Here is a 23,494-nt window from a genome sequence, read left to right as displayed (position 1 = left end):
ACCAAGATCCGCGCAGCGGATTTGCCGCCGCACCATCGCGCATACTCGACGTATGGCCCTGGACACCGAGAAGATGGTTCGGCAGCTGTCGCTGATCGCGCTGCTGCACACCAGCCAGCGAGAGCTCACCACCCGGCAGGTCCGCCAGCACATCGACGCCTACGCGCAGATGACCGACGACGCCTTCGGCCGCCGGTTCTACGAAGACCGCCAGGAACTCGCGCACGCCGGCATCACCATCGAGCAGCTCACCACCGACCCCAACGAGACCGAGCCCGAGGTCGCCTACCGCTTCGCCCACCACGGCCCCGGCCCCCTGGACTTCACCGGCCCCGAGCGCCAAGCCCTCAGCGACCTCCGCGACGGACTGGGCACCAGCGAGGACTTCCCCCACGCCGAGGCGCTACGGGTCGGCGTCACCACCCTCCTGGGCGACGCGCTCGCGACCACCCCGGCCCCCGGCGCCATCACCATTGCCCAGAGCACCGGGCCGCAAGCCCGCCGCCGCGCGGCCCTCACCGCCCGCCTGCTGCTCGCCTGCCAGCAGGGCAAGCGCGTGCGGTTCACCTACCACGACCAGCAGCGCACCGTCGACCCCTACGACGTCATCGAGGTCGACGACCACCGCTACCTCATCGCCGCCCTGAGCGACGCCCCCCAACAGATCCGCAGCTTCCGGCTCTCCCGCATCACCAGCGACATCAGCTTCGCCAGCCGCCTCTACCGCGACTTCACCCCCCGCACCGACACCCAGTCGCTGCCCATGAGCCGCTGGCAGATGGGCCCCACCCACGGCACCGCGACCATCACCGTCGCCCCCGACACCGTCGACTACGTCCTGCAGACCGCCCGCGGCGCCGCACGCCGCGGCACCGCACCCGGCGAGATCACCACGCGCGTCAGCGACCCCGCCACCTTCGCCGGCTGGATCCTCACCCTCAAGGACCTCGTCCACGACGTCCGCCCCGGCTGGGCAGCCCAGAGCGTCCGCGACGCCCGCCGCCGCATCCAGGCCGCCCACGACCCCGCCCGCGCCCACGCCCCCCAGCACGTGCACCCCGCGCCGGCCGCCGCGACCGCCCCGGTCACCCGCAAGGGCATCGGCGCCACCGGCACCCGCCCCTCGCACATCGGCCGCATCCTCGCGATCGCCAACACGCTCTTCCACGCCGCCCGCACCACCACCCCGGTCACCTGCGACGACCTCAAGGACGCGTTCGCCGTCAACGACCGCGAGCTCCGCGACGACCTGCAGATCATCAACCTCGCCTGCTGGCGCCACGCCGAGTACCTCATGTGCGTCACCCCCAAGCCCGACGGCCGCCTGGAGATCGACCTCGACGCCTACGCCGACACCGTCCAGCAGCCCCTCCTGACCATCGAGCAGCGCGACGCCGTCCTGGCCGGCGCACGCCTCCTGGCCAACCTCGACCCCCACCTCCAGAGCGCCGCCCACAAGATCATCGCCGCCCACGGCACCCGCGGCCCCCTCGCCGTCGAGGACCCGCGCGCCGCCCAGATCACCCACGCGCTGACCCACCGCAGCCAGCTGCGCGTGCGCTACCTGACCGCCACCGGCACGATCACCGACCGCACCCTGCACCCCGCCGCCCGCCAGCACCGAGGCGGCCGCAGCTACCTGCTGGCCAGCGAACACCCCGACGGCCCCGCCAAGACCTTCCGCCTGGACCGCATGCTCCTGGCCCAGGCCACCGACGATCCCGCCACACCCCCGCCGGTCACCGAACCCGCATGGTGGGAGACCCTCGCCGCCCGCACCCGCAGCACCCGCGCAACGATCGACAGCGACGCCCCCTGGCTGGCCGAGGACTACACGATCATCGGCCGCGACCAGTACGACGACTACATCGTCGAGATCCCCTACGCCTCCACCGACTGGCTCTGCGGACAGATCCTCGCCGCCGGCGGCCGCCTGCGCGTCCACGACACCGCGGTGCACCAGGCGATCAGCGACCTCACCGCCACCCCGCCCGCCCCGCCCGCGATCGCGCGGGCGGCCTAGCCCTCCCGGCCCGGCCCGGCCACCCGGCCGCCTGGCCGCTTCGGGCCCTGCGCAAGGTCTGCAGCGCGACGCGGCGGCGCCTGGGCGCCTTCCCCGGCCGCTGCCCAGGCCCGCGCTCGTGCACGCGCTGCCCGCAGATCCTCCCGGACAGCAGCGCGCTGCCGCGCGAGCTCCACACGATCCCCAAACGGCACCCCCGAAACCTACCTCCACACCCGCACCCAGACCAGTCCGCGAGCCGCGCACACCTCGCCGCTACCGTGACCCCGTGCCGCCACGAACCGACAGGCTCCCGCTGCTGCTCGAGGTCAGCATCGACCCGGAACCGGCCCTGGCGCTGCTGGACTGGCGCGCGCGCCGCTACCTGAACCCCCAGGACTTCCTGCACCCGCAGGCCACCGTCCTGCTGGCCCTGGTCGCCAGCACCCGCTACCCGGTCGGCGCGGCGAGCATCGTGCCGCTGCCCTCACGCACCGCGAGCCTGGCGTTCCTCATCGCTCGCCGCTTCCGCCGCCGCGGCCTGGGCCAACAGCTCGCCCAGCTGACCACCGACCACGCACACGCACACGGCTACCGCACCGTCCTGGCCGACGTGCACCACAGCAACACCGCCAGCCTGCGCGCGCTCACCGCCTGCCACTACCAGCCCTACGGCCGCACCGGCCCCTACCAGCGCCTCTCCCACACCCACAGCCCAACCCCCACCGACCCCCGAGCCGCGCAGCCCGCGACCGCCCGCCCGTCGCACGGTTAGCGGCCGCGCCTGGCCTCCCGGACCCGCGCCTGCGCCGGCACCATGCAGCCGCGGCCGCGCTGCACCCCGTAGACGAGCTTCGCGCTCGAGCTCTCGCGACGATCGACCCGAATCACCACGCGGCAATCGCGCTCGGTCAGCAGACCGGAGTAGGCCTGCGACCCCGCCGCCAACGTGTACGTCAGGAAGAACGCCTCGTCGCTGACCGTCAACGTGGGGGAGGGGGCCGGCGCGCCGATCACGCGGCTGGCGCGCGCGTCGACCGGTCCCTGCAGCCGCTCGAGGTCCGCCTGCGCCAACGGCGCCTGCAGCACGCCACGCAGCCCGACCGCAGCGGCCGCGACCACCACCACGACCACCACCACCAGCAGAGCCCGACCGACCGCTCCCGTCGCGACCGGGGTACGGGTCCGCGCCCGCGGCCCACGCCGCGCTGATCGGATCACCCTCACCGGCCGCTCCCGCCACTGGACCGCGACGGGCCCGCCCCCGGGGCCTCAACGCCCCCGGCGCCGCGCTCGCGACGATCACGCCGCCGCTCGTCCGCGGCCGCCTTGCGCTTGCCGCTGGACTCCTGACGGGCCCGCTCGGGCGAGCGCTGCGGCCGCCCGGGCAGCAACGGACTGCTGCGCGCCGGCGCCGCGGCCGAGTCCTCGTACTCCCGCGCGGCGCCAGCGGCCCGCCGCCGGGCCTCGCGCGCCCGCGCCGCCGCGCGACTGGCACGGTCACGCTCATCGGCCAGCGAGAACCGCGACACGGCAAGATCCGCACGGTCGGCGACCGCCGCATCACGCCCGACCGTGCGCCGGTCACGCTCCAGCGCCGCCGCGCTGGCATCGGCCGACAGCTCACGCGCCAGCCGCACCCGACGCTGCACCAGCGACCCCGCGACCGCATAGACCAAGGTCGCCTGCCCCAGGTCCACGCCCGACACCAGCTCCAACGCCAACGTGTCCGGATCCCCGTGCACCTGCTGATCGGCCGACAGGGTCGCCGTGAGCTCCTGCAACTCCTGGGTCAGCGCGTCGACGCGCTGCTGCAGGCCGCGCGCCCGCCGCGCCGCGCGACCGGCCGAACGCCGCAGCCCCTGAACGCCGCGATCGGCGCGCCGCAGCCGACGGTCCAGCCGCGCCACCCGCCGCTGTGCCACCCGCAGATCGCGGACCGCGCGCCGCAGATCGCGCTCCGCCCGCGCAAACGCCAACGCCGACCTGGCCGCGTCCTCGAAGTTGGTGACCGGGATGTCCTCGATCTGCTCGGCCGTCGCCAGCACCTTGCGCACGTACCAGTCCGCGTGGTTGTACGCGAACAGCGCCTTGCGCACGTCCCCGGGCGCCCCGGTGACCCGCAGGTACCGCGCGGTGCTGAAGATCGCATCCACGCTGTTGGCCGGGTCGGCGGATCCGTCACCGTCACCGTCCATCCCCCAGCGCTCCCAGGTCGACGGCAAGAACTGCGTCCAGCCGATCGCCCCCGCCGAGGAGGGCCCCATGTTGCACCCGTACCCCGACTCCACCTTGGTGATCGCCGCCAGCAGCCGCCACTCCAACTCGAACAGTCGCGCCGCGCGAACCCACGCCGGCCGCAGCTGCGCGATGTCCCCGCACGGCGTCGCCGGCTGCAACCGCGACACGTACGCGGCCAGCCGCGGCCCGTTGGGCACCGACAGACGCCGCACGGTCTCCTCGCGCGACTCACCGCGCGGCGCCTCGAGCGCCGGGTAGGTCGGGCCCGCAACCGGCGCACGCGACTGCTGCGCCCGGGCAAGCACCGCGAACCCCGCGCTCAGCAGCAGCGGAAGGACGATCAGGCACAGCAGGCGAACGAGCACCATCCCCCGGGACGGTACGAGTCGCCCGCGGATCGACGGCCGACCCGCGCGTTCACCTGCACCCGTTCACCCCTCACGCGGCGGTTCACCTCACCGGGTCGGCAGCGACCGAGGCGCTGGCGCGCACGCCGCACGTACGGTCATCGGGGTGCCACCGCTACGACTCCTCGCCTCCACGGCCGCCGTCGTCTCGATCCTCACGCTGGCCGCCTGCGGCTCCGGCTCCGCGGAGCTGCCCGCCGACGTCGCCGTGCGCGTCGCCGACGTCGAAGTCGCCACCGCCGACATGGACGCCACGATCGCCGCGGCACAGCGCCAGATCACCGCCGGCCAACGCAACGGGACGCGGCAGCTGCCGGCCAAGGCCCGCGACGCGCTCGCCGACGGCCTGCGCATCCAAGTCGCCCATCTCGCCGTGCTCCTGGCCGACGCCAAGAAGCGCGGGATCAGCGCCGACACCAAGGGGCACAGCGTCATCTACCCCTACCCCAAGGGCACCCCGAAGGCCATCACCGACCTGGCCCTCAAGGCCGAGGCGATCGCCGAACCGCTGCTCGACGCGATCGCCCCGCAACGCCCCGTGACCGGCGAGCGCATCGAGCAGTTCTACGACCAGAACCTCGACATCCGCTACCGCCGCCCCGCCGCGGCCACCCTCGCCGTCCTCACCGTCCGCGACCGCGCCACCGCCGAGCGCCTGACGACCCAGCTCCCCGATCAGCCCGGCCCAGAGCTGCGCGACCTGGTCTGCCGCAACACGATGCTGCCCCAGGAGTGCATGGAGGCCGGCGGCCTGCGCCTGACCGTCCCGCTGGAGAAGCTCGAGGACGACCTCGCCCGCGCCGTGAAGCGCACCCGGCAGAGCAGGGAGGCGTTCGGGCCGCTGCAGGTCCAGACCAGCCCGCCCGACCAGCCGCCGATGGTCGGCTGGCGCATCGGCCGGGTCATGGAGTACCTGCCCGAGCAGACCACACCGCTGGCGCGCGTCCGCGCGCAGCTGAAGGGCGAGCTCGAGGGCGCGGAAGCCGAGCGCCGCCAGACCGTCCTGCGCGACTACCTCAAGCGCACCTACGGCGACCAGCTCGCCTGCCACGCCACCTGCACGTCCCCGACCGAGACCGCGACGCCATGACCTGCCGAATCGCCGCCCCGATCCTCGCCGCCGCGGTCGCGCTGCTGGGCCTCACCGCCAGCCCCGCCCAGGCCGTCTACGGCAACCACTCCTACATCGTCCAGGACTGCGACTTCGACGACCGGCCGCTCTACAAGCAGAACAACATGCTGCAGCCCTACCGCGGCTGGGAGCTGCGCTGGACCCAGGGCAACAACATCGCCTCCGGCGGCGGCGGCCAGAACAGCAACAACAGCGCCGCGCCGCACGCCTACATGGGCGTGCGCTGCGAGGTCCCGACCCCGGGAGCAGCCCCCAACGACGCGTTCGGCCTCCAGGACACCACCCCGGACACCGCGGACGGCGAAGGCGACCCGACCCCGCCGGCCGGCCGCTACCGGCCCCGCGGGCTGCAGCTGCGCACCGAGCTCTGCGACCGTCGCACCGACGCGATCTGCGTCGACTCCTTCCGGGACACCAACGGGACGCAGATCCAGACGACCCTGACGCCGCCGGCGGGCACCGCGTTCGGACGCTGGACCTACCAGTTCGGCAGCCGCGCCGACCTCTACTCGCCGCTGGAGGACAACCGAAGCGGCCACCCCGACGGCGGGAACTACGGCACCCGCTACCAGTGGGCGACGAAGCTGCTGTGGGGCAACGGCAACGTGGGATCGGGACGCACCGTGTGCCCGATCCGCTCGAGCAACGACAACGGCACCCCGTGCGGCGGGTTCCCGAACTCGTCGACCCCGACCTCGGGGACCGAGACCGCGTCGTTCGCCGCGTTCGGGAACGCCACGTTCATCGGCGCGCAGCTCGCGTGCACGCCGATCACCGTCAGCGCCAGCTGCGCCTGGGGGCCCTCGCGGGGCGTGCCCTACGGGGCCCGCATGTCGATCTACGTCAGCAACGCCGAGGTCATCGACAACGCCGACCCGGTCCTCTCCCTGCAGAGCACCTCCTCCGACAGCGCGCGGCTGCCTCTCTGGGCGTCCAGCACCGAGCGCGCCAACCGGGTGATGCTGCGCCAGTCCGCGACCGACAACGTCGGGATCGGTCAGTGGGTCGAGCACGTCGACATCCTCCAGGAAGGCGGACCGGGCAGCACCGAGTTCACCAACTTCGTGCAGCCGAACTTCAGCGGCAGCGGCGCCCCCAGCGGCAGCCCCGCCTGCACCGACTCCTACACCTACAACGACATCGGCAACGCCGCCTACGGCAGCACCGGCGACTTCACCGGCACCGGCATCGTCGGTGGCCTGCGGTTCCACAACACGCTGCGCCCGTGCTCGCAGTTCAACGGGCAGACCACCGAGTTCCCCGTCGATCTCTGCGGCGTCTCCGGCGCGCAGACCGGCCGCACCGCGCGCGTCAGCGTCTGGGCCTACGACCCCGCCTGGCGGATCGCGGCCCACAGCAAAGAGGTCGGCCTCGACTGCGACACGCGACCGCGGGAGCCCGGCTGCCCCCGCGAGCACGGTGTCGACGATCCGCTGCCCGGCCCGCAAGCCGAAAGCGGCCTCGGCCCGGGACAGGTCTGGTTCCGCGGCGCGAAGGCCGTGCGCGGCTTCATGTGCGCCTACAGCGGCGTGAAAGCCGGACGAATCCAGTACCGCCTCGACGCAGGCCAGTGGCGGGACCTTCCGGGCTGCAGCGGCACCTGGGACCCCAACACCAACCGGCCGCAGGGCACTGACGTCGACCCCAACGCCGGCGTCTACCTGGACTGCACCTTCAACTCGACGCTGGGTACCACCGGTCAGACCATCGACTTCCGCGTCACGTATGAGGACGGAGCGATGAATGCCGCGAGTGTCAGTGAGCGATCGCCTAACGCGGATTCGATTGACAACGAGCCGCCCTCAGTCGGGGCGATCCAGATCGAGGGGCAGGCTCCCGCGGCCGCGAACCTGTCGGTGAACGGCTGGACCAACGCCCGGCAGGTCATCGCGCGCTGGCCCACGGTCAACCGCGGCAGCGGCGCGCCCATCACCAGCGTCCAGCATCAGCTCACCAGCGACTGCGGCACCACCACGAGCACCGACCCACCCGGCACCACCAGCCGCACCATCAACCACTCCGCTCAGGCCTGCGAAGAAGGCCAGCACACCGTCCGCGTCCGCGCCAGCGACCTCGCCGACCCCAACGACTACGGCGCCTGGACCAGCCGCACCTACGGCTACGACAGCATCCCCCAGCCACCCCCGGAGGCCTCGTCCCAACCCCCGACGAGATCCGCGACATCAACGACTTCACCGTCACCTACCGCAACGACACCTGGGACGGCATCAAGCAATCCCCGATCGTCATGCGCCGCTTCCGCATCGCCGAAAGCCCCGTCAGCCAGAGCCCCAGCACCTGCGCCAGCGGCGCCCAGTGCACCCTCAGCGGCCTGACCATCCCCAACCCCGACGGCAGCAACGACCCCCCGCCCTCCGGCGACTACCCACTCAAGCTCTGGCTCACCGACGAAGCCGGCAACCAGACCGAATCCAACGCCGCCATCACCGTACTCCGCTTCATCAACCTCCTATGCCAACGCGACTAGGCGCGAGGTAGGTCCGAAACTCCTCCGGAAACTCTTGAGGCCCGGATCCCCGATGAACACTGGGATTCCGGGCCTTCTTCGTTGTTGTCACGAAACTAGGGGTCCGAGATTGCGAGCTTTGCCCCGCTGGGACCCGCCGATTTTCCCGAAACTCGGGGTGGATCTGGGCGCGTCGCCGCTAGCTGTCGTCGGAGGCGATGTGGCGGGGGGCGCGGGCGCCGCCGAAGGTCTCGCGCAGGTCGTCGGTGATCTTCTTGACGAGGGTCTGGTCGATCGGGAATCCGGGGGCGTCGCGCGTGGCGATCCGGTGGAGGTCGAGCTGCTGCGCCGCGCGGTGGGTGGGCTCGTAGAGGCCGAGCTCGTGGATGAGGCGCTTGCCGGAGTGGGCGATGGTGGCCCAGGCCACGAGCCACTCGAGCTTGGCCTCATCGTGGCTCTTGAACTTGTCGTTGCCCTGCTGGCTGGCGAGCGAGTTCTTGAGGTTGGAGAAGGTGCTCTCGACGAGGTTGCGGCGGAGCATGAGCGCGACGCGGAGCGCGGCCGCGTTGCTGTCACCGGCGTAAGGCAGGTACGTGTTGGCGCGGACGTCCTGCCAGAAGTAGGTGTCGGTCGGCTCGCAGATGTCGCGGGGGCACCTCCAGCGCATGCGGGTGTCCTTGATGTCCATCGGGACACCGCGCTCCAGGCCCTGCCGGCGGCGGGCTTCCCGCGTGGGCCACTTCTCGCGATTGCGCAGGTTCATGTGGCCGTGCGCGCAGCTCGGGACGCCGAGGCTACGGTCGCGGCGGGCCTGGAAGACGGGCATCACCGAAAAGCAGGAGACGAGCATCTCCGCGACGCGCGAGTCCCGGTCGTAGTCAGCGTCGCCGACGAGGTACTCCAGAGGGCTATCGGGCCAGCGGCGGAAGTGCTGCTCGACGAGCAGGACGGCCGCGGCGCCCTCGCTGATGCTGGCGGGGAGCAGCGCCTGCTCGATCGTCATGCCGGTGGCGAGGCAGACCAGGCGCACGAGCTTGTAACCCATCCACTTCTTCGAGGTCGACCCGTCCTCGTAGACGTACCGCAAGAAGCTGGCGTTGTCGGCCATGCCCCGGGTGCGGAGCTTCTTGACGTGCTCGTCAACCGGGTTGGTCTGCAAGAAGTTGCCGGGAAGCGCGCTTCCGTCGACCAGGGCGTAGACGCCGGCGGTGGGATGGACCGGGCCTCCGTCGCGGTCGCGGATGTCGGCGACCTCACGGAGCATCTCGACGAGGACGTCGTTGGCGATGTCCACGTCGACGCGGCGACACATCGCGGAGAGCCCGTCGTAGAGGGACTTGAGGCTGGTCTCGGCCGGGTACTCCATGACCCACGACGCCTTCGGGTTGCCGCGGAGGTACGGGATCACCTCGCAGGTGCGGGGCTTGATGCGGCCGCTGGCCATCAGCAGGAGCGCCGCAACCCAGAGCGAGCGATCGGCGGGCCGGCCGGTCTTCGTGCGCTGCATGTGCTGCGAGAGCCAGCGGATCACAGGCAGTCGCATGACGGCCGCGACCTCGATGTTCGGGTCCAGGCCGAGCCGGGCCGGGGCCTGCGAGGTCTGCGCCACCTGGTGCAGGGCGCGGACGATCTTCGGGCTGAGGTCGGTGTACCGGCGGACCCTGGCCCAGACGAGCTCGCTGATCTCCGCGGCCGTCTTGTGCTCGCCCGCGGCGATGAGCTCGCCGATGACCTCGAGTTCGATGAGGTGGCGAAACTCCTCCTGCCGGGCAGGCCTGTTGTCGCGGCCGGGGCCGCGCTTGGGGCCGTGGTTGCGATTGATGCTGGTCACTGTGGGTTCCTCTTGGTCGGGGGAGGCGCCGGGGAAGGGCCGGCGAGAGTATGTGTGGAATTGCCACACATGGGTGCAACGTTTCGTGCGGTGCGTCATGACGCAGCGGGAAGATGACGCGATCGACGAGCTCCTCGAGATCGCCAGAAAGGCTCGGACCGCGTTCCCGCGTACCGCCGCAGGACAGCCGTCGGCCCTGACGATGCAAGTGCTCCTGGCCGTCGTCCGCCGCGGGCCTGTCACCGCCACCGATCTCGTCGACACGCTCGCGATCGACCGCACCAGCGTGGTCCACTGCGTGCGCGATCTCCGAGCAGGAGAGCTCATCGCCGACGCAGAAACCGCCGGAGGGCGCGAGCGTCCGGTCCTGGCCACCGCGCGCGGTCGCGCGGTGGCGAAGGACTACGCGCGCGCAGCGAAGCGGCGCCTGGCGGAGGACGTCGCCTAGGGGATCTCGGACGGCAGCCAGCGCCATCGCGCGCTCTGCGCGGCGACGACGTAGCTGGATCCGTCAAGGATCCCTGCTACGTTCAGCCGCGCCTCGGGTGTTCTTGCAACGTTCGCCATGGGGCTCCGGCCCCCGAGCGCTCCAACGCTCGGGGGCCGACTTCGTGGGTTCGCTGTTCTACTGCGCCTCTCGGGAGAACTTCGGTGGCCCGTAGCCACCGTCCGGGCTCCGCTCGACGCGGCCTGCCTTCATCATCCGTGTCAACAGCTTGCCGGCCTTGATCGGGTCAGTCCTGTCGATGCCGCGAGACTGCAGTGCGCGCGCGACTTCGCGTGGCGCCATGGGCGTCTTGCTGGCGTACAAGATCTCGAGCACGGCGCGCTTGATCCCGGTCGGGTCCTCAGACGAGGACAGGACCGGCGGCGTCCGGGCGGCAGAAGGGACGTGCAGGGTCCCGGCGCCAGCGACAGGCTCAGACGGACGGGGCTCGCCGGCAGTGTCATCAGAACGGTCGCGAAGGCCCGCCAGCGTGCTTGTCAGAAACTGGATCTGCCCGAGCTCGACGGTGACCTCGCGGAGCTCTTCTTTGGCATGGGCGAAGGCCGCCTCTGCATCGCGGAGCGCGTCCTGGGCGTCGATCATCGCCTCCTGCGCTCTCTCCTGGCGGGCGGCCAGCCCGGCAGCCCGCCGGTCGAGCTCGCGGCGCATGCGGTCTGGGTCCTCGACGGCCGCGGCCACGCTGGAGCGTGCGACGTCGATGAGGGCTTTGAGCTCGGGGGATGTACCAGACAAGAAGGCCAACGTCCTTGGGTGGGTGGTGGCGCACCGTACCCGACACCCAGGACGTAACCCACCCAGGGTGCACAGCGGCATGGCTCGTGGTCCGACCGCCGCCTCAAAAGCTTTGAACTCGTAGGGCCAGTTGGGGGTGGGTGGGCCAGGCGGGACGGTCCCAGGGTTCGGACAATCTGTCGGATCGTCATGGGTCAGAAGCTGCCGGCGCTCGAAGCTCCCGCTAGATCAGCGACGCGCGCCTGACCCATTCACTTTCCACCGCGCCACACCAACGTCTCGCACCAGCCCGCAACCGCATCAACACGCAGCCAGACCGGGAGGCGACCACGCCAAGAGGCGGCGCCATCTACGGCCGCGGGAGTTCCGTCGCGGCAGGTGTCACAATGTCCCGGTGCTCGAGGGGGACCACCGAAGACGACGCGCTGTACATCGAAGGTGCTCTGCTCTGCTCGGTCGTCGAGGCGCTCGATGTCCACGCGCAGCAAGGACTGGACACGCCTTACCTTGTGCTCCTGAACCCCGCGAACCACGCTCTTCTCGCGTGGGATGAGATCTTCGGGATGCCTGTTCTCGCTGACGACCGAGTTCCCCCCGATGCGCTGTCGCCTCGTCACCGGCGCCGAAGGGTGGGCCGGCGAGTACGAGGGAGAGCCAGTTTGGTGGATCGACGGTACGCCGTACCGAGTGCTCCGGGACGTCGATGAGGGCCAGGCGGCTGCCTAGTCGGCAAAGGCTTCGTGCTTGAACAGGCTGCCCCCGTAGTGGCGGGCGAGCTGCCGCTTGAGGTGCACGGCGGCGGTCACCGAGAGTTGAGCGATGCGTTGCTTCTCGAGGTAGCCATGGTCAAGGGTCGTCGGGGCGTACAGCAGCGCCAGGCTCTCCGGCATCTGCGCTGAAGCGATCGCCGGCAGATACAGATAGTTCGCCAGGTGGTCGTACTTGCGCAGTTGACCCAGGGAGGCTTCCTTGATCGCGCCCTGGACGACCAGGTCTTCGAGCGGCCAGACGGGGACCACGGTGCGAAATGGGTGCGCGTAGCGGCCGGGCTCGCCCTGAGCTGCCATTGAGCACGATGGAGTGATCAACATGGCGAATCCGACCTCGAACGGTCCGGAGACGAACTTGCGGTTGCCGTGGTTGAAGACCTCGGCCGGTAGCTGCAGACCCAAGGGGACCCCTGTGAAGAGGTCCCCTTGGCGCAGGTGGGTCGTGCGGTCCTCGTAGTAGAGGTGGTCGTCGGGTCGGGGCTGACTGCTCACCTGGCCAGTGTGAAGCCCCGACCCGCTGGAACTACGACTGGTGGTAGTCCTCGGGAGTGCTGAGGATGCGCTCGGGCATGTCGTCGCGTTCCTCGCCGATCTCTGTCTCGGGCGCGAATCGCTTGAACATCTCGTCGCGAACGCGATCGACGTCTTCCTTCTTGAACCGGCGGAAGCCTGATCCGGGGAGCCGGATCGCGGTCAGCTGGCCACGCTGTTCGAGGTTGCGAACGGTGTTCTCGTGGACGCCGAGCTCGCGGGCGGTCTCCCGGACGTTCAAGACGTCCTTCTGCGGGGGTGCTCCCGCGTCGGCGTTCACCGCGGTGAACTCCTGGGTCTTGCTCACGATGGCTCCTTCATCTCGGTGGACGGGTCCGACGAAACGACGTGGTGCGTCGCTTCTTCTCTTTGTCGTACCCGGTGCATGGTGACCTTAGCGCCTTTGTCAACGTTAAAGACTTGCAGGACTTTGTGGACCTTGTAGACTTTAGCCGGTATGGGGCGTTTTGAACCGCCTGAAATCACGAGTAGGGAGGTAGCCGAGTGGCCACCAATACCCCGAAGGGGCCTGGCAGGAAGGGCGCTGTGAAGCAGCGCTCGCAGTTCAAGACGCCCAGCGGCAACTGGGCCAAGCGCGACTCGAACACGGGTCGCATCCTGGACCAGAAGGCCGACGGGACGCCCTTCAAGGGCGTCCGGCGCGAGAAGTAGCCAGTCAACGGACGGGGCGGGAGCTGCAACTTCCGCCCCGTCACTGAACTACGGCGGGAGAACTCTATCGCTCGCCGGGAAAGGAAAGACCCAATGAGATTTGAATTGGAGTACGCGCTCAACGGTCGTCGCGTTTCGCAGCGCCAGTTCCTCGACGGCATGCAGCAGGAGGCTCGCAACATGGCTGTCAGGGCCGCAACGGAACGCATCGAGTCGGTCCGGTGCCGGCAGCACGGCCAGCGAGCGCGGGCCACTCTCAAGAGCCAGCGCGGAGATCGGCTCGAATTCAGCATCACCGGATGCTGCGACCACCTGGTCGCAGCCGCGCAGCGGGCGATCTAGCCGGACCGTGGGCAGGCGCGGCATCCCGCCGATCCTGCACACGGCAAGCAGCGTAAGCGCCATACCGACCTTGAAGATCTGAGCGACGCGGCGGTAGAGGCCATGCAGAAGAACAAGAGTCTGCCTGCAGCGGAGCGAAACAAAGCCAAGGCGGAGCTGAAGGCACGAAGGCTTGCAAACAAGCAAAAGCGAAGGAAGTAAGCCATGGAGTCCGAGCTACACGGCCGCTGGTACGCCGTCCGATGCGTGCTGCGGGTGCCAAAAGGATCGGACACCTATGAGGAACGCATAACTCTCTGGCAAGCAGAAACCATCGACCACGCGATAGAGCTAGCGGACAGGGAAGCCGGCGAGTATGCAGCAGGAGTCGATGCCGACCACCTCGGGCTGATGCAGGCGTTCCAGCTCTTCGACGAGATTTGCTCGGGCGCCGAAGTCTTTTCACTAATGAGAGAGCGACCTAGACCCAGAGAGCTATATCGCGCGGTACTTTGCTTCGGGCACAGAGCTCCAACGCGAGGCATAGAGCCGGACGCACGCCGCGGCTTATCCCGGTTAGTCGCGGCTGGACCTCCGTCGACCGCGACTAACCGAGTCCGGCAGATCGAGTTCGGGGCTTCCGCCGCCGCGACTAATAGCGTCACCGGCACGAGCGGTGTTGCTCCGGCGTTCGATGAGGCGGTTGCGACGTACGCGGCGTGGCTTACGCGGCAGCCGCTGGCGGATCGCACCAAGCAGGAGTACGCGCGGTGGGTGCGTTCCTTCGCCGCCTGGGCGAGGGACGCGCCCGAGTCCGGCGAGTGGGGTTGCGACCCGTTGACCGACCCGCTCGCGCGTGATTACGCGGTGCGGGACTTCAAGCGGTGGTTGCAGGTCGAGCGGCGGCTGGCGCCGAGTTCGATCAACCTTGGTCTGGCGTCGCTGGACAGCTTCTTCGTCGTGCTCGGGCTGGGGCAGCCGCATGTTCGGCGCGAGCTGCTGCCGCAGGCCGCGCCGCGGGCGCTGGACCCGCCAGCCGCAAGTACCTCGACCCAGCCGCCTTCCTGCTCCCCGCACCGCAGTGGGCCCGTGCACGCGAGGAACTCGCGATCACCTTCGACCGGCCGCTTGACCCGGCCGAGCGGCTCTCGCACCTGGAGCGCGAGCAGAGCAAGCTTCTTGAACAGGCCCAAGCTGCCGTCGACGCCGGCCAGGGAGTTGGCCTGGACGAGCGCGGCCGCCTCACCAGCGCCCCGGCGCGCCCGGAGACCGAGGCCCCGGCGATCGCCGAGCTCAAGGGCGAGGTGCTGGGCCGGATCCCGGAGATCGAGCTGGCCGACCTGCTCATCGAGGTCGACGCCTGGACCAGCTTCACCGACGAGCTCCGCCACGTCGCAGGTGCCACACCGCGCGCCGGCCAGCTCCCCGAACGCCCCTACGCCGCGGTGGTCGCATCGGGCACGCTGCTGGGGCCGGTCGCGATGGCCCGCATCTGCGAGCTCTCCTACCGCCAGATCGCCTGGGCCCAAGAGTGGTACCTCGACGTCGAGAACGTCCGGGCGGCCAGCCGCCGGATCACCGATTACCACCATCGCCTCGAGCTGACCCAGCATCTCGGCAGCGGCCTCTTCTCCAGCAGCGACGGCCATCGCGTCGGACAGCGCGGTAAGCCCCCGACCGCGGCGATGCTCGCCCGCGAGTTCGGCCACCACCACGGCGGACTGACCGTGATGAGCTGGACGCTGGACGACTACAGCACCTACGGTGCGAAGATCGTCTCGGTCTCCGACCGCGAAGCGACCCACAGCCTCGACGCGATCGTCCACGCCCACGCACCAGATATCCGCGAGCACACCACCGACACCCACGGCTACACCGACATCGTCTTTGCGCTCTTAGCTAAAGGGTCTTGGATCGTCGGTCGATGTGCGTTTCATGGGTCTTCGTTCGTCTCGTGCTGTGGCTGCTGCGGCAGCAACGGCATTCCTCTCAAGCTTTGCGGTTGTCGCGAGCGCGGCCGAAGATCCGGTACCTCGGATCGACGGCGCTGCGTCGAGAGAGCTGCTGCAGGCGTCGCAAGAGCTCGATGCGCAGATGAAGGCGCGCGAGCGGTTCCCGGCTGCGCCGGCGCAGGCCGCGGAGCGCGAGCGATCGGAGTCCGAGCATCGAGCTGAGTCTCGTTCTGAGGCGGTCCAGACCACCCAGGAGAGCTTCGCGAGCCTGCTCGATGGCCTCGATTGGCAGGGCTCTCAGCTGGCCCGCGACGACGCGTTCGAGGCGTTCTCCTCGGACTATGTTGCCCGGGTCGAGATCGACGGGGATTCGCGGCTGATCGAGTCCAGCGTTCCCGCTGCGCGCACGCAACGACGACGGCAAGCTTGAGGCGGTCGATCTGACGCTTGAGCGTCAGGCCGACGGGACGATCGAGCCCGTCAACCCCGCCGTCCCGCTCGAGCTCCCGCGCGCGCTTGAGGACGGGATCGACGTTGGCAAGGGTACCGGCGAGATCACCATCACCCCCGCTGACGCGGCCGGCGCGACCACAGCTGCGACCGTCGATGGCGTCGCCGCGCTGTGGGCCTCGACCAGCACCGACACGGACTTCCTTGCGGCCCCGGTCCCGCAGGGCGGTCTTGAGACCTTCACGCAGCTGCGCTCCCCGGCCGCTCCGGAGATCTCCAAGCTGCACGTGACCTCCGAGCATGGCGACATCGCGCTGGTCCCCTCGCCCCAAGGAGAGGTGTTCGTCAACCGCGACGGCGTGCGGATCGGCCGTTTCGCTCCGGCGTGGGCGGTGGACGCGCAGGGAACCCCGGTGGAGGTCCGCACGACGGTCCAGGACGACTCGATCGTCCTCGAGGTCAAGCACCGCGACGCCGACCTGGCCTACCCGATCCTCGTGGACCCGATCTACGAGGACTGGTTCAACGGCGGCCGCCGCTGGGATCAGGGCAGCACCGCCGGCCTGCGCGACGGCACCTGGCAGTACACGGAGAACCCGGCCGGCTGGTACCCCCCACGACACCCGCTGCGTCAGCGGCGTCAACTGCGGCGGCACCGGTGACGGCTTCTACATCTACACCTACGCGAACGTCGGCTACAACCCCGCTGCCGGGCACATCGCCGAGTACTACTACACCGTCCACGAGTGGAACTCGCGCACCACCTACATCCCGCGCGTGGACTACTGGCAGAAGAACTTCTGGTGGGGCGCCGGCGCGAACTTCTGGACCATCAACGGCATCTTCGCCCCCAGCTACGGCAACTGGACCGGCTACCAGCTCAACGGCCAGCACCAAGACAGCAACAACAGCCAGTACGTCGCGGTCCAGAGCGGCAACAACATCAACACCGTGCCCGCCGCAGCTGGCAAGCAGGCCGTCTGGGGCGCCTTCCCCAACGGCACCAGCCACCCCGCCGCCGCCGCGCTCTCCCTCGGCGCCTCGATCGTCTACCTCGACGACCCCGAAGACCCAACCATCAACGTCAGCCACAGCGCCCCCCGCGCCCTCCGGCTGGGTCCGCGACTACACCGACCGCATCAGCTTCAACGCCTCCGACCCCGGCCTTGGGATCAAGGCCTTCAACGTCTTCTACGGCAACAAGGTCTGGACCAGCAACCAGCCCACCACCGACGGCGGAGCCTGCGCCGGCGGCAAGGGACGCCCTGCTACACCTACCGCGACGGCTACTTCGACCTCAACGCGCAAGCCCTTGGGTCGGGCACCCACGCGATTGGTGTCTGCGCCTACGACGCCCTCGGCAAGAGCGGGGCGACAGGCTGCAAGAGCACCCGAACCGTGAAGATCGATCGCACCCCACCGGTCGTCGAACTGAGCGGAGACCTCTATGACGCTCAGGACACCGGCTCGATGGTTGACCCCTTCGACCTCAAAGTCCTGGCAACGGACGCTCACTCTGGGGTGACCTCTGAGGAGATCCGCATCGGTGGGCAAGTCCAGACGCCGGTGTTCGATTCGGGCTGCTCATGCTGGAGCTTCCGCTACAAGGGCGGAGTGGGGCCGACTACCGTCAGCGTGGTCGTCCGCGACGCGGTCGGTAACGAATGGTCCAGTTCCTGGAACGTCGACGTCCTCGACCCGAAGGACGAGGGTGAGGACGAGCAGCAGTTCAACACAGACCGCTCTGCCCCAGCACCGGAGACCCCGTCGGCCATCACGGAGTCGGACTATTGCCAGGACACGGGCGGCGTCTGTACAGAAGCACCGCCCGCGCTCCCCGAAGGCCGCTCAGGGAGCGGAACACAGGGCTTCGGCTGGGGAATGTCCGACCCCTCCGTCGAGTTCATGGATCGTCCCGAGTTCACGTCGCTCGGCCTCAAGAAGGTCCGGATCATCGTTCCCTGGGACCTGCTTGCACTGGCCAAGCCCCAGGACCTGGTCGCGCTTGGTCTCACCCGCCCATCGCTCCCGAGCCGTTCCCGCAGCTGCCCGAAGATCAACGGCAACGGTGCCACTCGGACCTTCAACCTTCCCTTCTACGGCCAGTACGACGGGGATGGGGAGTACGGCAAGCCCTCCTACAACCACTCTCTACGTGGCTACGCCGCCTGGCTCAACAAGGCCCGAGCAGCCGGCTACGAAGTGATGGTCGCGTTCAACCGAACCGAGTTCAGGAGCGCCTACTGCTACCTGCCGACGACAGCCGAGTACCGGACAGCGGTCGGGGCGTTCGTGGACGCGTTCCCGTGGATCAAGGACTACGCGGCCTGGAACGAGCCAGACCACAAGTTCGAACCAACCAGCCCGTTCTACTCAAAGATCCGCGGCACCTCAAGCACGGCGGGCCTTTATCGGGCCGGGCAGTTCTGGCGCATCCTCAAGAGCGAGCTCTGCACGACGTGCCGCGTGACCGCGGGTGAGTTCTCCGGCAAGATTGACACGCGCGGCGGTGCCGGTTCAGGTCTGCAGCGATACATCGACGGGACCCGATCGAGCGGAAAGCTGCCGCCCCTGCGCTGGTCCTACCACGCGTATGCCCAGGCCGACGCTCGTCCATCGGTCGCGAACGAGGTCGGCAATACGCGGACCAAGATCGCAAACTTCATTGCGAGCACGACCTACGTCAAGCAGGGAAGTCCGACGATCGTCCCGGAGTTGTGGCTGACCGAGCAGGGGAGGCCGTGTCCACGTCTACCGCGAGAAGCAGGGCAACTCGATGTCCGACGCGATCGCGCGCACGGGGCAGGCGGCGACAAATCTGTTCGACCTAATCAGCATCTTTCCGTCGATCACGCGGTTGTACTGGTACGACCTCGAGAGCGTCCCCGAAGGTGCCGTTCGCTTCAATGGCGCGGCTCCGACCCCGTACCCGTTTGATTCCGCTCTCCTCAACCCGGATGGCACCGCTCGTCCGGCCTACACAAAGTTCAAGGCATGCGTCGTCTCCAACATTTGCTAGCGGCTCTCATCGCTCTTCCGGCCTTCGCGGTCGCTACCGCGAGCGCCAGTGACGGGGTCAGGATCCCGAACAACCTGGGGCCGACTCCCAAGCTGGCCGGCAGTGGCGACCAGTTGCTCTGGAGCATGCCGTCGGGGGACGAACCGCTATCGGCTCGTTCGGGTCGTCAATGGCGCCGTCCAAGTCTTGCCGGGCGTCCGCTCTGCTGAGTTCCCATTCGATCTTGATGTCGGTACGGACCGCAACGGCCGAGCTGTCGCGGTCTTCTCTAGGTGCTCCTCGCCCGAAGCCTGCGCAATTCCGCACGCTCCGAACGCTTAAAGAGAGGCCGGCCGGTATCGACCGACCAGCAAACGCGACGGACGCTACGCCTGCGATCTGGAAGGGGCGCATTGCCTTCTCCCGTCGGTACCCCGGTATCTCCGAGGAAGGGCACCGAAGTTCGGGTTACGGAAGGTAATCGGGGCGCATCCCGCCTTGTCCACCGAGAGATCGCGAGTCGTCAAGACGGCAACTACTTGACGGGGATCGACCTACGCGGAACCTGGCTGGCCTGGATCTCCCACCGAGACCCCGTCGACGCCTGTCCGCTCTCGGCGGAAGGACAGTTCAGCGACGAGCAAACCATCAGGAGAACCCGTCTAGAGACGGGGCGACGCCCGAGCACGCTCGTCGTCGCATGCACGTCGCGAACGACCACACGGGTCGAGGGCCCGCTCTTGACCAACAGTGGTCTCCTCGCGAGCCACATGACAGACGCTGACAACGGCCAGATCGTCCGCTACGGCACCGACAACCGTCCGCGGGTCGTTCTCGGACAGCGATCGAGCTGGCTCCTTACGGGCCAGGCGGGATCTGGGCCGCAGCTCCCACAGCAATGCCCAAGACCGCGCCTTCCTAGCCATCCCGTCGACCCCCTTCTCCCGCTGGCTAACGGCCGGCTGGACACTCCGAGATTGTCCTTCTCGGCGTCGACGTAATCGCGGCGCGCGACTCGCGTTTCAGCCTCGATCCACCGCGAGGCTAGACCGGTGTCGTCCGGTTGCTAGCGAAGAATGACCTCCTGAGCAGGGCTTTTCACGGATGTAGCGGCATCCGGGGTCCTGCAGCAGGAGGTCACCTTCGTGGTGCAGCATGGCGGGCCGTCCGGACTGGACGCGATCGACGTCTGTTTTGACGATGAGCGGGCGGTCGCCAGCGCCGGGATCGCGCTGGTCGCGACGCTTGCCCAACGCCTTGGGGCCGAGCAGCTCATCGACGAGACCGTCGATCTCGGTGATCGTCCCGGCGCCGGCCTGGAGGGCGCGAAGGCGATGACGTTGGTCTCGGCGATGGCGCTCGGCGCCGACTGCATCGACGACTGCGACCTGTTGCGCTCGGGGCGCACCGCCGAACTGGTCGGCCACCGCGTGCTTGCCCCGTCGACGCTCGGCACGTTCTTGCGGGCGTTCACGTTCGGGCACGTCCGCCAGCTCGACCGTGTCCTCGGTGAGCTCGTCGCGCGCGCCTGGGCCGCTGGCGCGGGGCCGGGCGACGGGCGGCTGGTGATCGACCTCGACTCGTTCGTTGGTGAGGTCTACGGATCCAAGAAGCAGGGCGCGGCGTTCGGCTACACCCGCGTGCGCGGATGCATCCGATCCTCGCCACGCGCGCCGACACCGGCGAGGTCCTGCACATCCGCCTCAGGAAGGGTTCGGCGAACACCTCCAGGGGCGCCGGCCGGTTCCTCGACGAGCTCATCGCCCGCATCGCCCGCACGAACGCGACCGGCCCCAGGTTGCTGCGCGCCGACAGCGGCTTCTGGAACAACAAGACCTTCGACAAGCTCGAGGCCGCGGGCTGGGACTTCTCGATCGGCGTTCGCCAGAACCCCAAGATCCGAGCAGCGATCGAAGCGATCGACGAGACCGCATGGACCACGCTCGAGGACTACCCGAAGACCTCGATCGCCCAGATCGCCGAAACCGAATGGGCCACAAGCCGCCGGCTCGTGATTCGCCGCGTTCGCACCCTCGACCGCCAAGGCCAGCTGCTGCCGACCTGGGAGCACTACGCGTTCATCACCAACCGCACCGACGACCTCGCGCTCGTCGAGGCCGAGCACCGCCAGCACGCACAGATCGAGCTGGCCATCCGCGACCAAAGACCAGGCCCTCGCGCACTTCCTCCGGCCGCTTTTGCGCCAACAGCGCCTGGACGGTCCTCGCCGCGATCGCGCACAACCTGCTGCGCTGGACCCAGCTGCTTGGCGCCCCCAACCAGACCATCCGCACCGCCCGCACCCTGCGCCGCCGCTGGCTGACGTTGCCCGGCCGACTGACCCGCACCGCCCGGCGCTGGACCCTGCACCTGCCAGCCCGCTGGCCCTGGCGCAACGCCTTCACCCAAGCCCTCGAACGCATCCGCGCCCTGCAGCCGGCCTGACCGCCGGCCACTCGTTCGACGACGATCGCACCGCAGGACCTCCGCGACGGCCCCTGCACGCACACCCTGCTCAACCGCCGCCTCAACAGCTTCCGAAGGCGACCGCTAGCTCAGTTGGCGGACCATCGGCTTCCCGAGCCACCGCTCACGCGCTCGACCCCCGGACCGAGCGCGCTCACCGTTTACGCGGTGGATCGAGGTTTAGACGTTGAGCAGTGGTAGCAGCCGCTAGGGGAATTTGAGCAGCGCACGAACTGCCCGGTGATAAACCGGGGAGCAGCGTGGCCGCGAGTCGTGCGACGGCGGGATCCCGCTCCGGATTTGACCCCTGATAAAGGCGCCTATCAGGGGCATCCGCCCGGGCCGGCAGTCACGATCCGGCGTATGGCTGATCTGCGTCTCCTCCCGGCCGCGGTCCCCGGCGTGTGGCCGGTCGACCCGCAGTTGCAGGTCAACGTCGGCGACCTCGTCGACGCCGAGCTGCGCCTGCTGGCCGCGCCACCGGCGACACCTCCCCGCGGAGCTCGCGGCGCAGGTCCTCGAACGCGCGCCCGCCGGGCGCGCGCAGGCCATGACGCTGCTCGGCGACTGCCGCGCTACTCGGGTTGACGCGGGCGCGCGCGAACACACCATCGCGCCGCGGTGTCGGTTCGCGGTTCGGGGTGGGTTCGTGAGTGGGCTGGTCCGGCGCGAGCTCGTGGAGGTCCTCGACGGGCCGGGGGAGGGGGCCGACCTGCGCAGGCCGCCCCGAACACCCGCCGCGCCTACGCCGCAGCCTATCGCCAGCTCGCCGACTTCGCCGTGGTCCGCGCCGGCGGCATTTCGTCACCGCGGCCGCGATCGACCGCGACCTCGTCGTGGCGTTCCGGGATGACCTCGCACGCCGCGGCCTGTCGTCGTCGACGCTGTCTTCGAGGATGGCCGCAGTTCGCCGGCTCGCCGACGCGCTCGAGCTCGACCCGCGCATCCAGCGCGTCAAGACGATCAAGGCCGCCTACGAGAACCCCGTCCGCGCGCTCTCGCTCGCCGAGTACGACGGGCTGCTGCGGATCCCCGACCGCCGCACCACCGCCGGGCTGCGCGACCGGCGGCCGCGTCGGCCGTCGGTAGATCGCCTGCCGGCTGATCCCCGCCACGCGGGCGACCAAGGCGGCGGGACGGCCCTGCGCGACGAGCTCGCGGGAACGGGCGACGCGCATGCTCACTCCCATCCCCGCAAGAGTTCCCCGCCTGTGCCCCCGAACGGGGTGCGACCTCCACCTCCATCGTCTTGCGGCCCGAGCGCACGCTCGAGCTTGCTCACCTGCTGGCGCAGTTCGTCCAGCTCGGTGCGCTCAGCCTTTGGCCGACAGACGCTGGGCGCCGGCGGCGCGAGAACTGCTCACGCCAACGCCTGAGCAGGGTCCTCGGAGATGTCGTGCTCGCGGCACAGCTCCGCGATCGTCTTCGTGGCCCCGCAGCGACGCAGGCACCAACTCGGTCTTCTGCTGCACGGTGAACTCCCGGTACTTGCGGGTCTCGCCCATCCAGGTCCCCCTCGGAGGATGTTGGGCGGCCATGCTGCAGGTGCGCCGGACGGGATCGCCACTCGGCTCGGCCTACGGCCTCGCCTTCGTGACGACCCCGTCCGGGTCCACATTCCTCACAGCCAGCTGTCAACACGATCCCGGTCCACACCAGCTCTAGGCGGACGAGGGCCAATGAGGATCCGGTACGACACGGTCGTCAGATGCGCGGACGGGTAGACGAGGCGTCACGCCAGAGATGTCCTCCGGCCCGGTGACCTGGTGTGAGGCCGTGACGGCACACGCTCGGAAAGCGCCGCTACTCGCGCGCTGGAATGAAGACGGAGAGTGGGTCGGGGAGCCATGGTGCGCTCGCCCGGATACGGATGCGGTCGGCCTCAAGATTGGCAGGTACCGTGCCAGGCGCTGTCGGCGAGTTGTCGCCTGGTGTCGCGGAGCTTTCACACTCAGGGGTCGTGGGAAGAGGAGCGTTGGTCGTTTTGGACGCGTCCGCCTGGCCACTCGCGCGC

At 69.4% G+C, this 23,494-nt stretch carries 20 protein-coding genes and 2 pseudogenes; 13 read left to right on the top strand and 9 right to left on the bottom strand.

The window, feature by feature from the left end:
- The first annotated feature begins 52 nt into the window (after positions 1 to 52).
- Both GKE82_RS23320 and GKE82_RS23315 read left to right on the top strand, forming a co-directional pair.
- On the top strand, positions 53 to 2,023 hold the full coding sequence (locus GKE82_RS23320) for a YafY family protein (RefSeq protein WP_196189435.1): 1,971 nt from the start codon (positions 53 to 55) through the stop codon (positions 2,021 to 2,023).
- A gap of 268 nt (positions 2,024 to 2,291) precedes the next feature.
- A complete protein-coding gene (locus GKE82_RS23315; protein ID WP_196189434.1) occupies positions 2,292 to 2,777 on the top strand; it encodes a GNAT family N-acetyltransferase in 486 nt (161 codons plus the stop codon).
- Here GKE82_RS23315 and GKE82_RS23310 read toward each other — a convergent pair.
- The gene (locus GKE82_RS23310; protein WP_154735338.1) at positions 2,774 to 3,136 is read right to left on the bottom strand and encodes a hypothetical protein; all 363 of its coding nucleotides are present in this window, start codon (positions 3,134 to 3,136) and stop codon (positions 2,774 to 2,776) included. The two genes, GKE82_RS23315 and GKE82_RS23310, sit on opposite strands and share 4 nt — an antisense overlap.
- Before the next feature lie 89 nt (positions 3,137 to 3,225).
- The gene (locus tag GKE82_RS27425) at positions 3,226 to 4,608 is read right to left on the bottom strand and encodes a lytic transglycosylase domain-containing protein (RefSeq protein WP_309233835.1); all 1,383 of its coding nucleotides are present in this window, start codon (positions 4,606 to 4,608) and stop codon (positions 3,226 to 3,228) included.
- 148 nt (positions 4,609 to 4,756) lie between these two features.
- Between GKE82_RS27425 and GKE82_RS23300 the strand changes: the two genes are divergently transcribed.
- The gene (locus GKE82_RS23300) at positions 4,757 to 5,740 is read left to right on the top strand and encodes a peptidylprolyl isomerase (RefSeq protein ID WP_154735337.1); all 984 of its coding nucleotides are present in this window, start codon (positions 4,757 to 4,759) and stop codon (positions 5,738 to 5,740) included.
- Positions 5,737 to 8,118: a hypothetical protein gene (locus GKE82_RS23295; protein WP_154735336.1), complete on the top strand. Its 2,382-nt coding sequence runs from the start codon at positions 5,737 to 5,739 to the stop codon at positions 8,116 to 8,118. Before GKE82_RS23300 ends, GKE82_RS23295 begins: the two co-directional genes overlap by 4 nt.
- Positions 8,119 to 8,448: 330 nt before the next feature.
- Here GKE82_RS23295 and GKE82_RS23285 read toward each other — a convergent pair whose 3' ends face one another.
- Positions 8,449 to 10,080 carry a transposase gene (locus tag GKE82_RS23285; protein WP_196189248.1) on the bottom strand — a complete coding sequence of 544 codons (1,632 nt, stop codon included), beginning with the start codon at positions 10,078 to 10,080 and terminating at the stop codon, positions 8,449 to 8,451.
- 97 nt (positions 10,081 to 10,177) lie between these two features.
- On the opposite strand from GKE82_RS23285, the gene GKE82_RS27420 reads away from it, so the two are divergent.
- Positions 10,178 to 10,528 carry a MarR family transcriptional regulator gene (locus GKE82_RS27420; RefSeq protein ID WP_196189249.1) on the top strand — a complete coding sequence of 117 codons (351 nt, stop codon included), beginning with the start codon at positions 10,178 to 10,180 and terminating at the stop codon, positions 10,526 to 10,528.
- Positions 10,529 to 10,705: 177 nt separating this feature from the next.
- Here the strand turns inward: GKE82_RS27420 and GKE82_RS23275 are convergent, their stop codons facing one another.
- From GKE82_RS23275 to GKE82_RS23265, 3 genes are all read right to left on the bottom strand, one after another.
- Positions 10,706 to 11,236 carry a hypothetical protein gene (locus GKE82_RS23275; protein WP_154733859.1) on the bottom strand — a complete coding sequence of 177 codons (531 nt, stop codon included), beginning with the start codon at positions 11,234 to 11,236 and terminating at the stop codon, positions 10,706 to 10,708.
- An 806-nt stretch (positions 11,237 to 12,042) separates the two neighbouring features.
- Positions 12,043 to 12,582, bottom strand: a complete 540-nt coding sequence (locus GKE82_RS23270; RefSeq protein ID WP_154733861.1) for a hypothetical protein — start codon at positions 12,580 to 12,582, stop codon at positions 12,043 to 12,045.
- Positions 12,583 to 12,613: 31 nt separating this feature from the next.
- Positions 12,614 to 12,928 carry a helix-turn-helix domain-containing protein gene (locus GKE82_RS23265; RefSeq protein WP_154733862.1) on the bottom strand — a complete coding sequence of 105 codons (315 nt, stop codon included), beginning with the start codon at positions 12,926 to 12,928 and terminating at the stop codon, positions 12,614 to 12,616.
- A 239-nt stretch (positions 12,929 to 13,167) separates the two neighbouring features.
- On the opposite strand from GKE82_RS23265, the gene GKE82_RS30210 reads away from it, so the two are divergent.
- The gene (locus GKE82_RS30210) at positions 13,168 to 13,293 is read left to right on the top strand and encodes a hypothetical protein (RefSeq protein ID WP_255450691.1); all 126 of its coding nucleotides are present in this window, start codon (positions 13,168 to 13,170) and stop codon (positions 13,291 to 13,293) included.
- Between the two features lie 48 nt (positions 13,294 to 13,341).
- Here the strand turns inward: GKE82_RS30210 and GKE82_RS23260 are convergent, their stop codons facing one another.
- On the bottom strand, positions 13,342 to 13,659 hold the full coding sequence (locus GKE82_RS23260; RefSeq protein ID WP_154733863.1) for a hypothetical protein: 318 nt from the start codon (positions 13,657 to 13,659) through the stop codon (positions 13,342 to 13,344).
- Positions 13,660 to 13,839: 180 nt separating this feature from the next.
- On the opposite strand from GKE82_RS23260, the pseudogene GKE82_RS31695 reads away from it, so the two are divergent.
- The 4 genes and pseudogenes from GKE82_RS31695 to GKE82_RS23235 all read left to right on the top strand — a co-directional run.
- Positions 13,840 to 14,511, top strand: a pseudogene (locus tag GKE82_RS31695) (hypothetical protein); the annotation flags it as partial.
- A complete protein-coding gene (locus GKE82_RS31040) occupies positions 14,499 to 15,788 on the top strand; it encodes a Tn3 family transposase (protein ID WP_154733864.1) in 1,290 nt (429 codons plus the stop codon). The pseudogene GKE82_RS31695 and the gene GKE82_RS31040, both read left to right, overlap by 13 nt.
- A gap of 515 nt (positions 15,789 to 16,303) precedes the next feature.
- Positions 16,304 to 16,678 (top strand): hypothetical protein, encoded by a 375-nt coding sequence (locus GKE82_RS23240; protein WP_154735332.1) that lies wholly within the window; start codon positions 16,304 to 16,306, stop codon positions 16,676 to 16,678.
- A gap of 115 nt (positions 16,679 to 16,793) precedes the next feature.
- Complete coding sequence (locus GKE82_RS23235; RefSeq protein ID WP_154735331.1) at positions 16,794 to 18,953, top strand: hypothetical protein; 2,160 nt, start codon at positions 16,794 to 16,796, stop codon at positions 18,951 to 18,953.
- Between the two features lie 1,083 nt (positions 18,954 to 20,036).
- On the opposite strand, the gene GKE82_RS29325 is transcribed toward GKE82_RS23235, so the two are convergent.
- Positions 20,037 to 20,498: a hypothetical protein gene (locus GKE82_RS29325; RefSeq protein WP_230317224.1), complete on the bottom strand. Its 462-nt coding sequence runs from the start codon at positions 20,496 to 20,498 to the stop codon at positions 20,037 to 20,039.
- A gap of 164 nt (positions 20,499 to 20,662) precedes the next feature.
- Between GKE82_RS29325 and GKE82_RS29320 the strand changes: the two are divergent.
- The 3 genes and pseudogenes from GKE82_RS29320 to GKE82_RS23215 form a co-directional block, all read left to right on the top strand.
- A pseudogene (locus tag GKE82_RS29320) lies at positions 20,663 to 21,169 on the top strand (transposase); the annotation flags it as partial.
- Entirely contained in the window at positions 21,076 to 21,459 is a 384-nt protein-coding gene (locus GKE82_RS31690) for a transposase (protein ID WP_375337058.1), read from the top strand. The pseudogene GKE82_RS29320 and the gene GKE82_RS31690, both read left to right, overlap by 94 nt.
- A 384-nt stretch (positions 21,460 to 21,843) precedes the next feature.
- Positions 21,844 to 22,068 carry a hypothetical protein gene (locus GKE82_RS23215; RefSeq protein WP_154735328.1) on the top strand — a complete coding sequence of 75 codons (225 nt, stop codon included), beginning with the start codon at positions 21,844 to 21,846 and terminating at the stop codon, positions 22,066 to 22,068.
- 167 nt (positions 22,069 to 22,235) lie between these two features.
- Here the strand turns inward: GKE82_RS23215 and GKE82_RS23210 are convergent, their stop codons facing one another.
- On the bottom strand, positions 22,236 to 22,658 hold the full coding sequence (locus GKE82_RS23210) for a hypothetical protein (RefSeq protein WP_154735327.1): 423 nt from the start codon (positions 22,656 to 22,658) through the stop codon (positions 22,236 to 22,238).
- Between the last annotated feature and the right edge of the window lie 836 nt (positions 22,659 to 23,494).

Source organism: Conexibacter sp. W3-3-2 (genome assembly GCF_009707605.1).
GTDB classification, from domain to species: Bacteria; Actinomycetota; Thermoleophilia; order Solirubrobacterales; family Solirubrobacteraceae; genus Paraconexibacter; species Paraconexibacter algicola.
The sequence above is the reverse complement of the archived record's forward strand: the minus strand, read 5'-3'. Positions and strand labels throughout refer to the sequence as shown.

Coding starts and splice junctions, on each gene's coding strand:
- GKE82_RS23210 (WP_154735327.1), bottom strand. CDS start 22,658: ATGCGCGTCGCCCGTTCCCGCGAGCTCGTCGCGCAGGGCCGTCCCGCC.
- GKE82_RS23215 (WP_154735328.1), top strand. CDS start 21,844: ATGGCTGATCTGCGTCTCCTCCCGGCCGCGGTCCCCGGCGTGTGGCCG.
- GKE82_RS23295 (WP_154735336.1), top strand. CDS start 5,737: ATGACCTGCCGAATCGCCGCCCCGATCCTCGCCGCCGCGGTCGCGCTG.
- GKE82_RS23320 (WP_196189435.1), top strand. CDS start 53: ATGGCCCTGGACACCGAGAAGATGGTTCGGCAGCTGTCGCTGATCGCG.
- GKE82_RS23260 (WP_154733863.1), bottom strand. CDS start 13,659: ATGCCGCGCCTGCCCACGGTCCGGCTAGATCGCCCGCTGCGCGGCTGC.
- GKE82_RS27420 (WP_196189249.1), top strand. CDS start 10,178: ATGACGCAGCGGGAAGATGACGCGATCGACGAGCTCCTCGAGATCGCC.
- GKE82_RS23275 (WP_154733859.1), bottom strand. CDS start 11,236: ATGCGCCGCGAGCTCGACCGGCGGGCTGCCGGGCTGGCCGCCCGCCAG.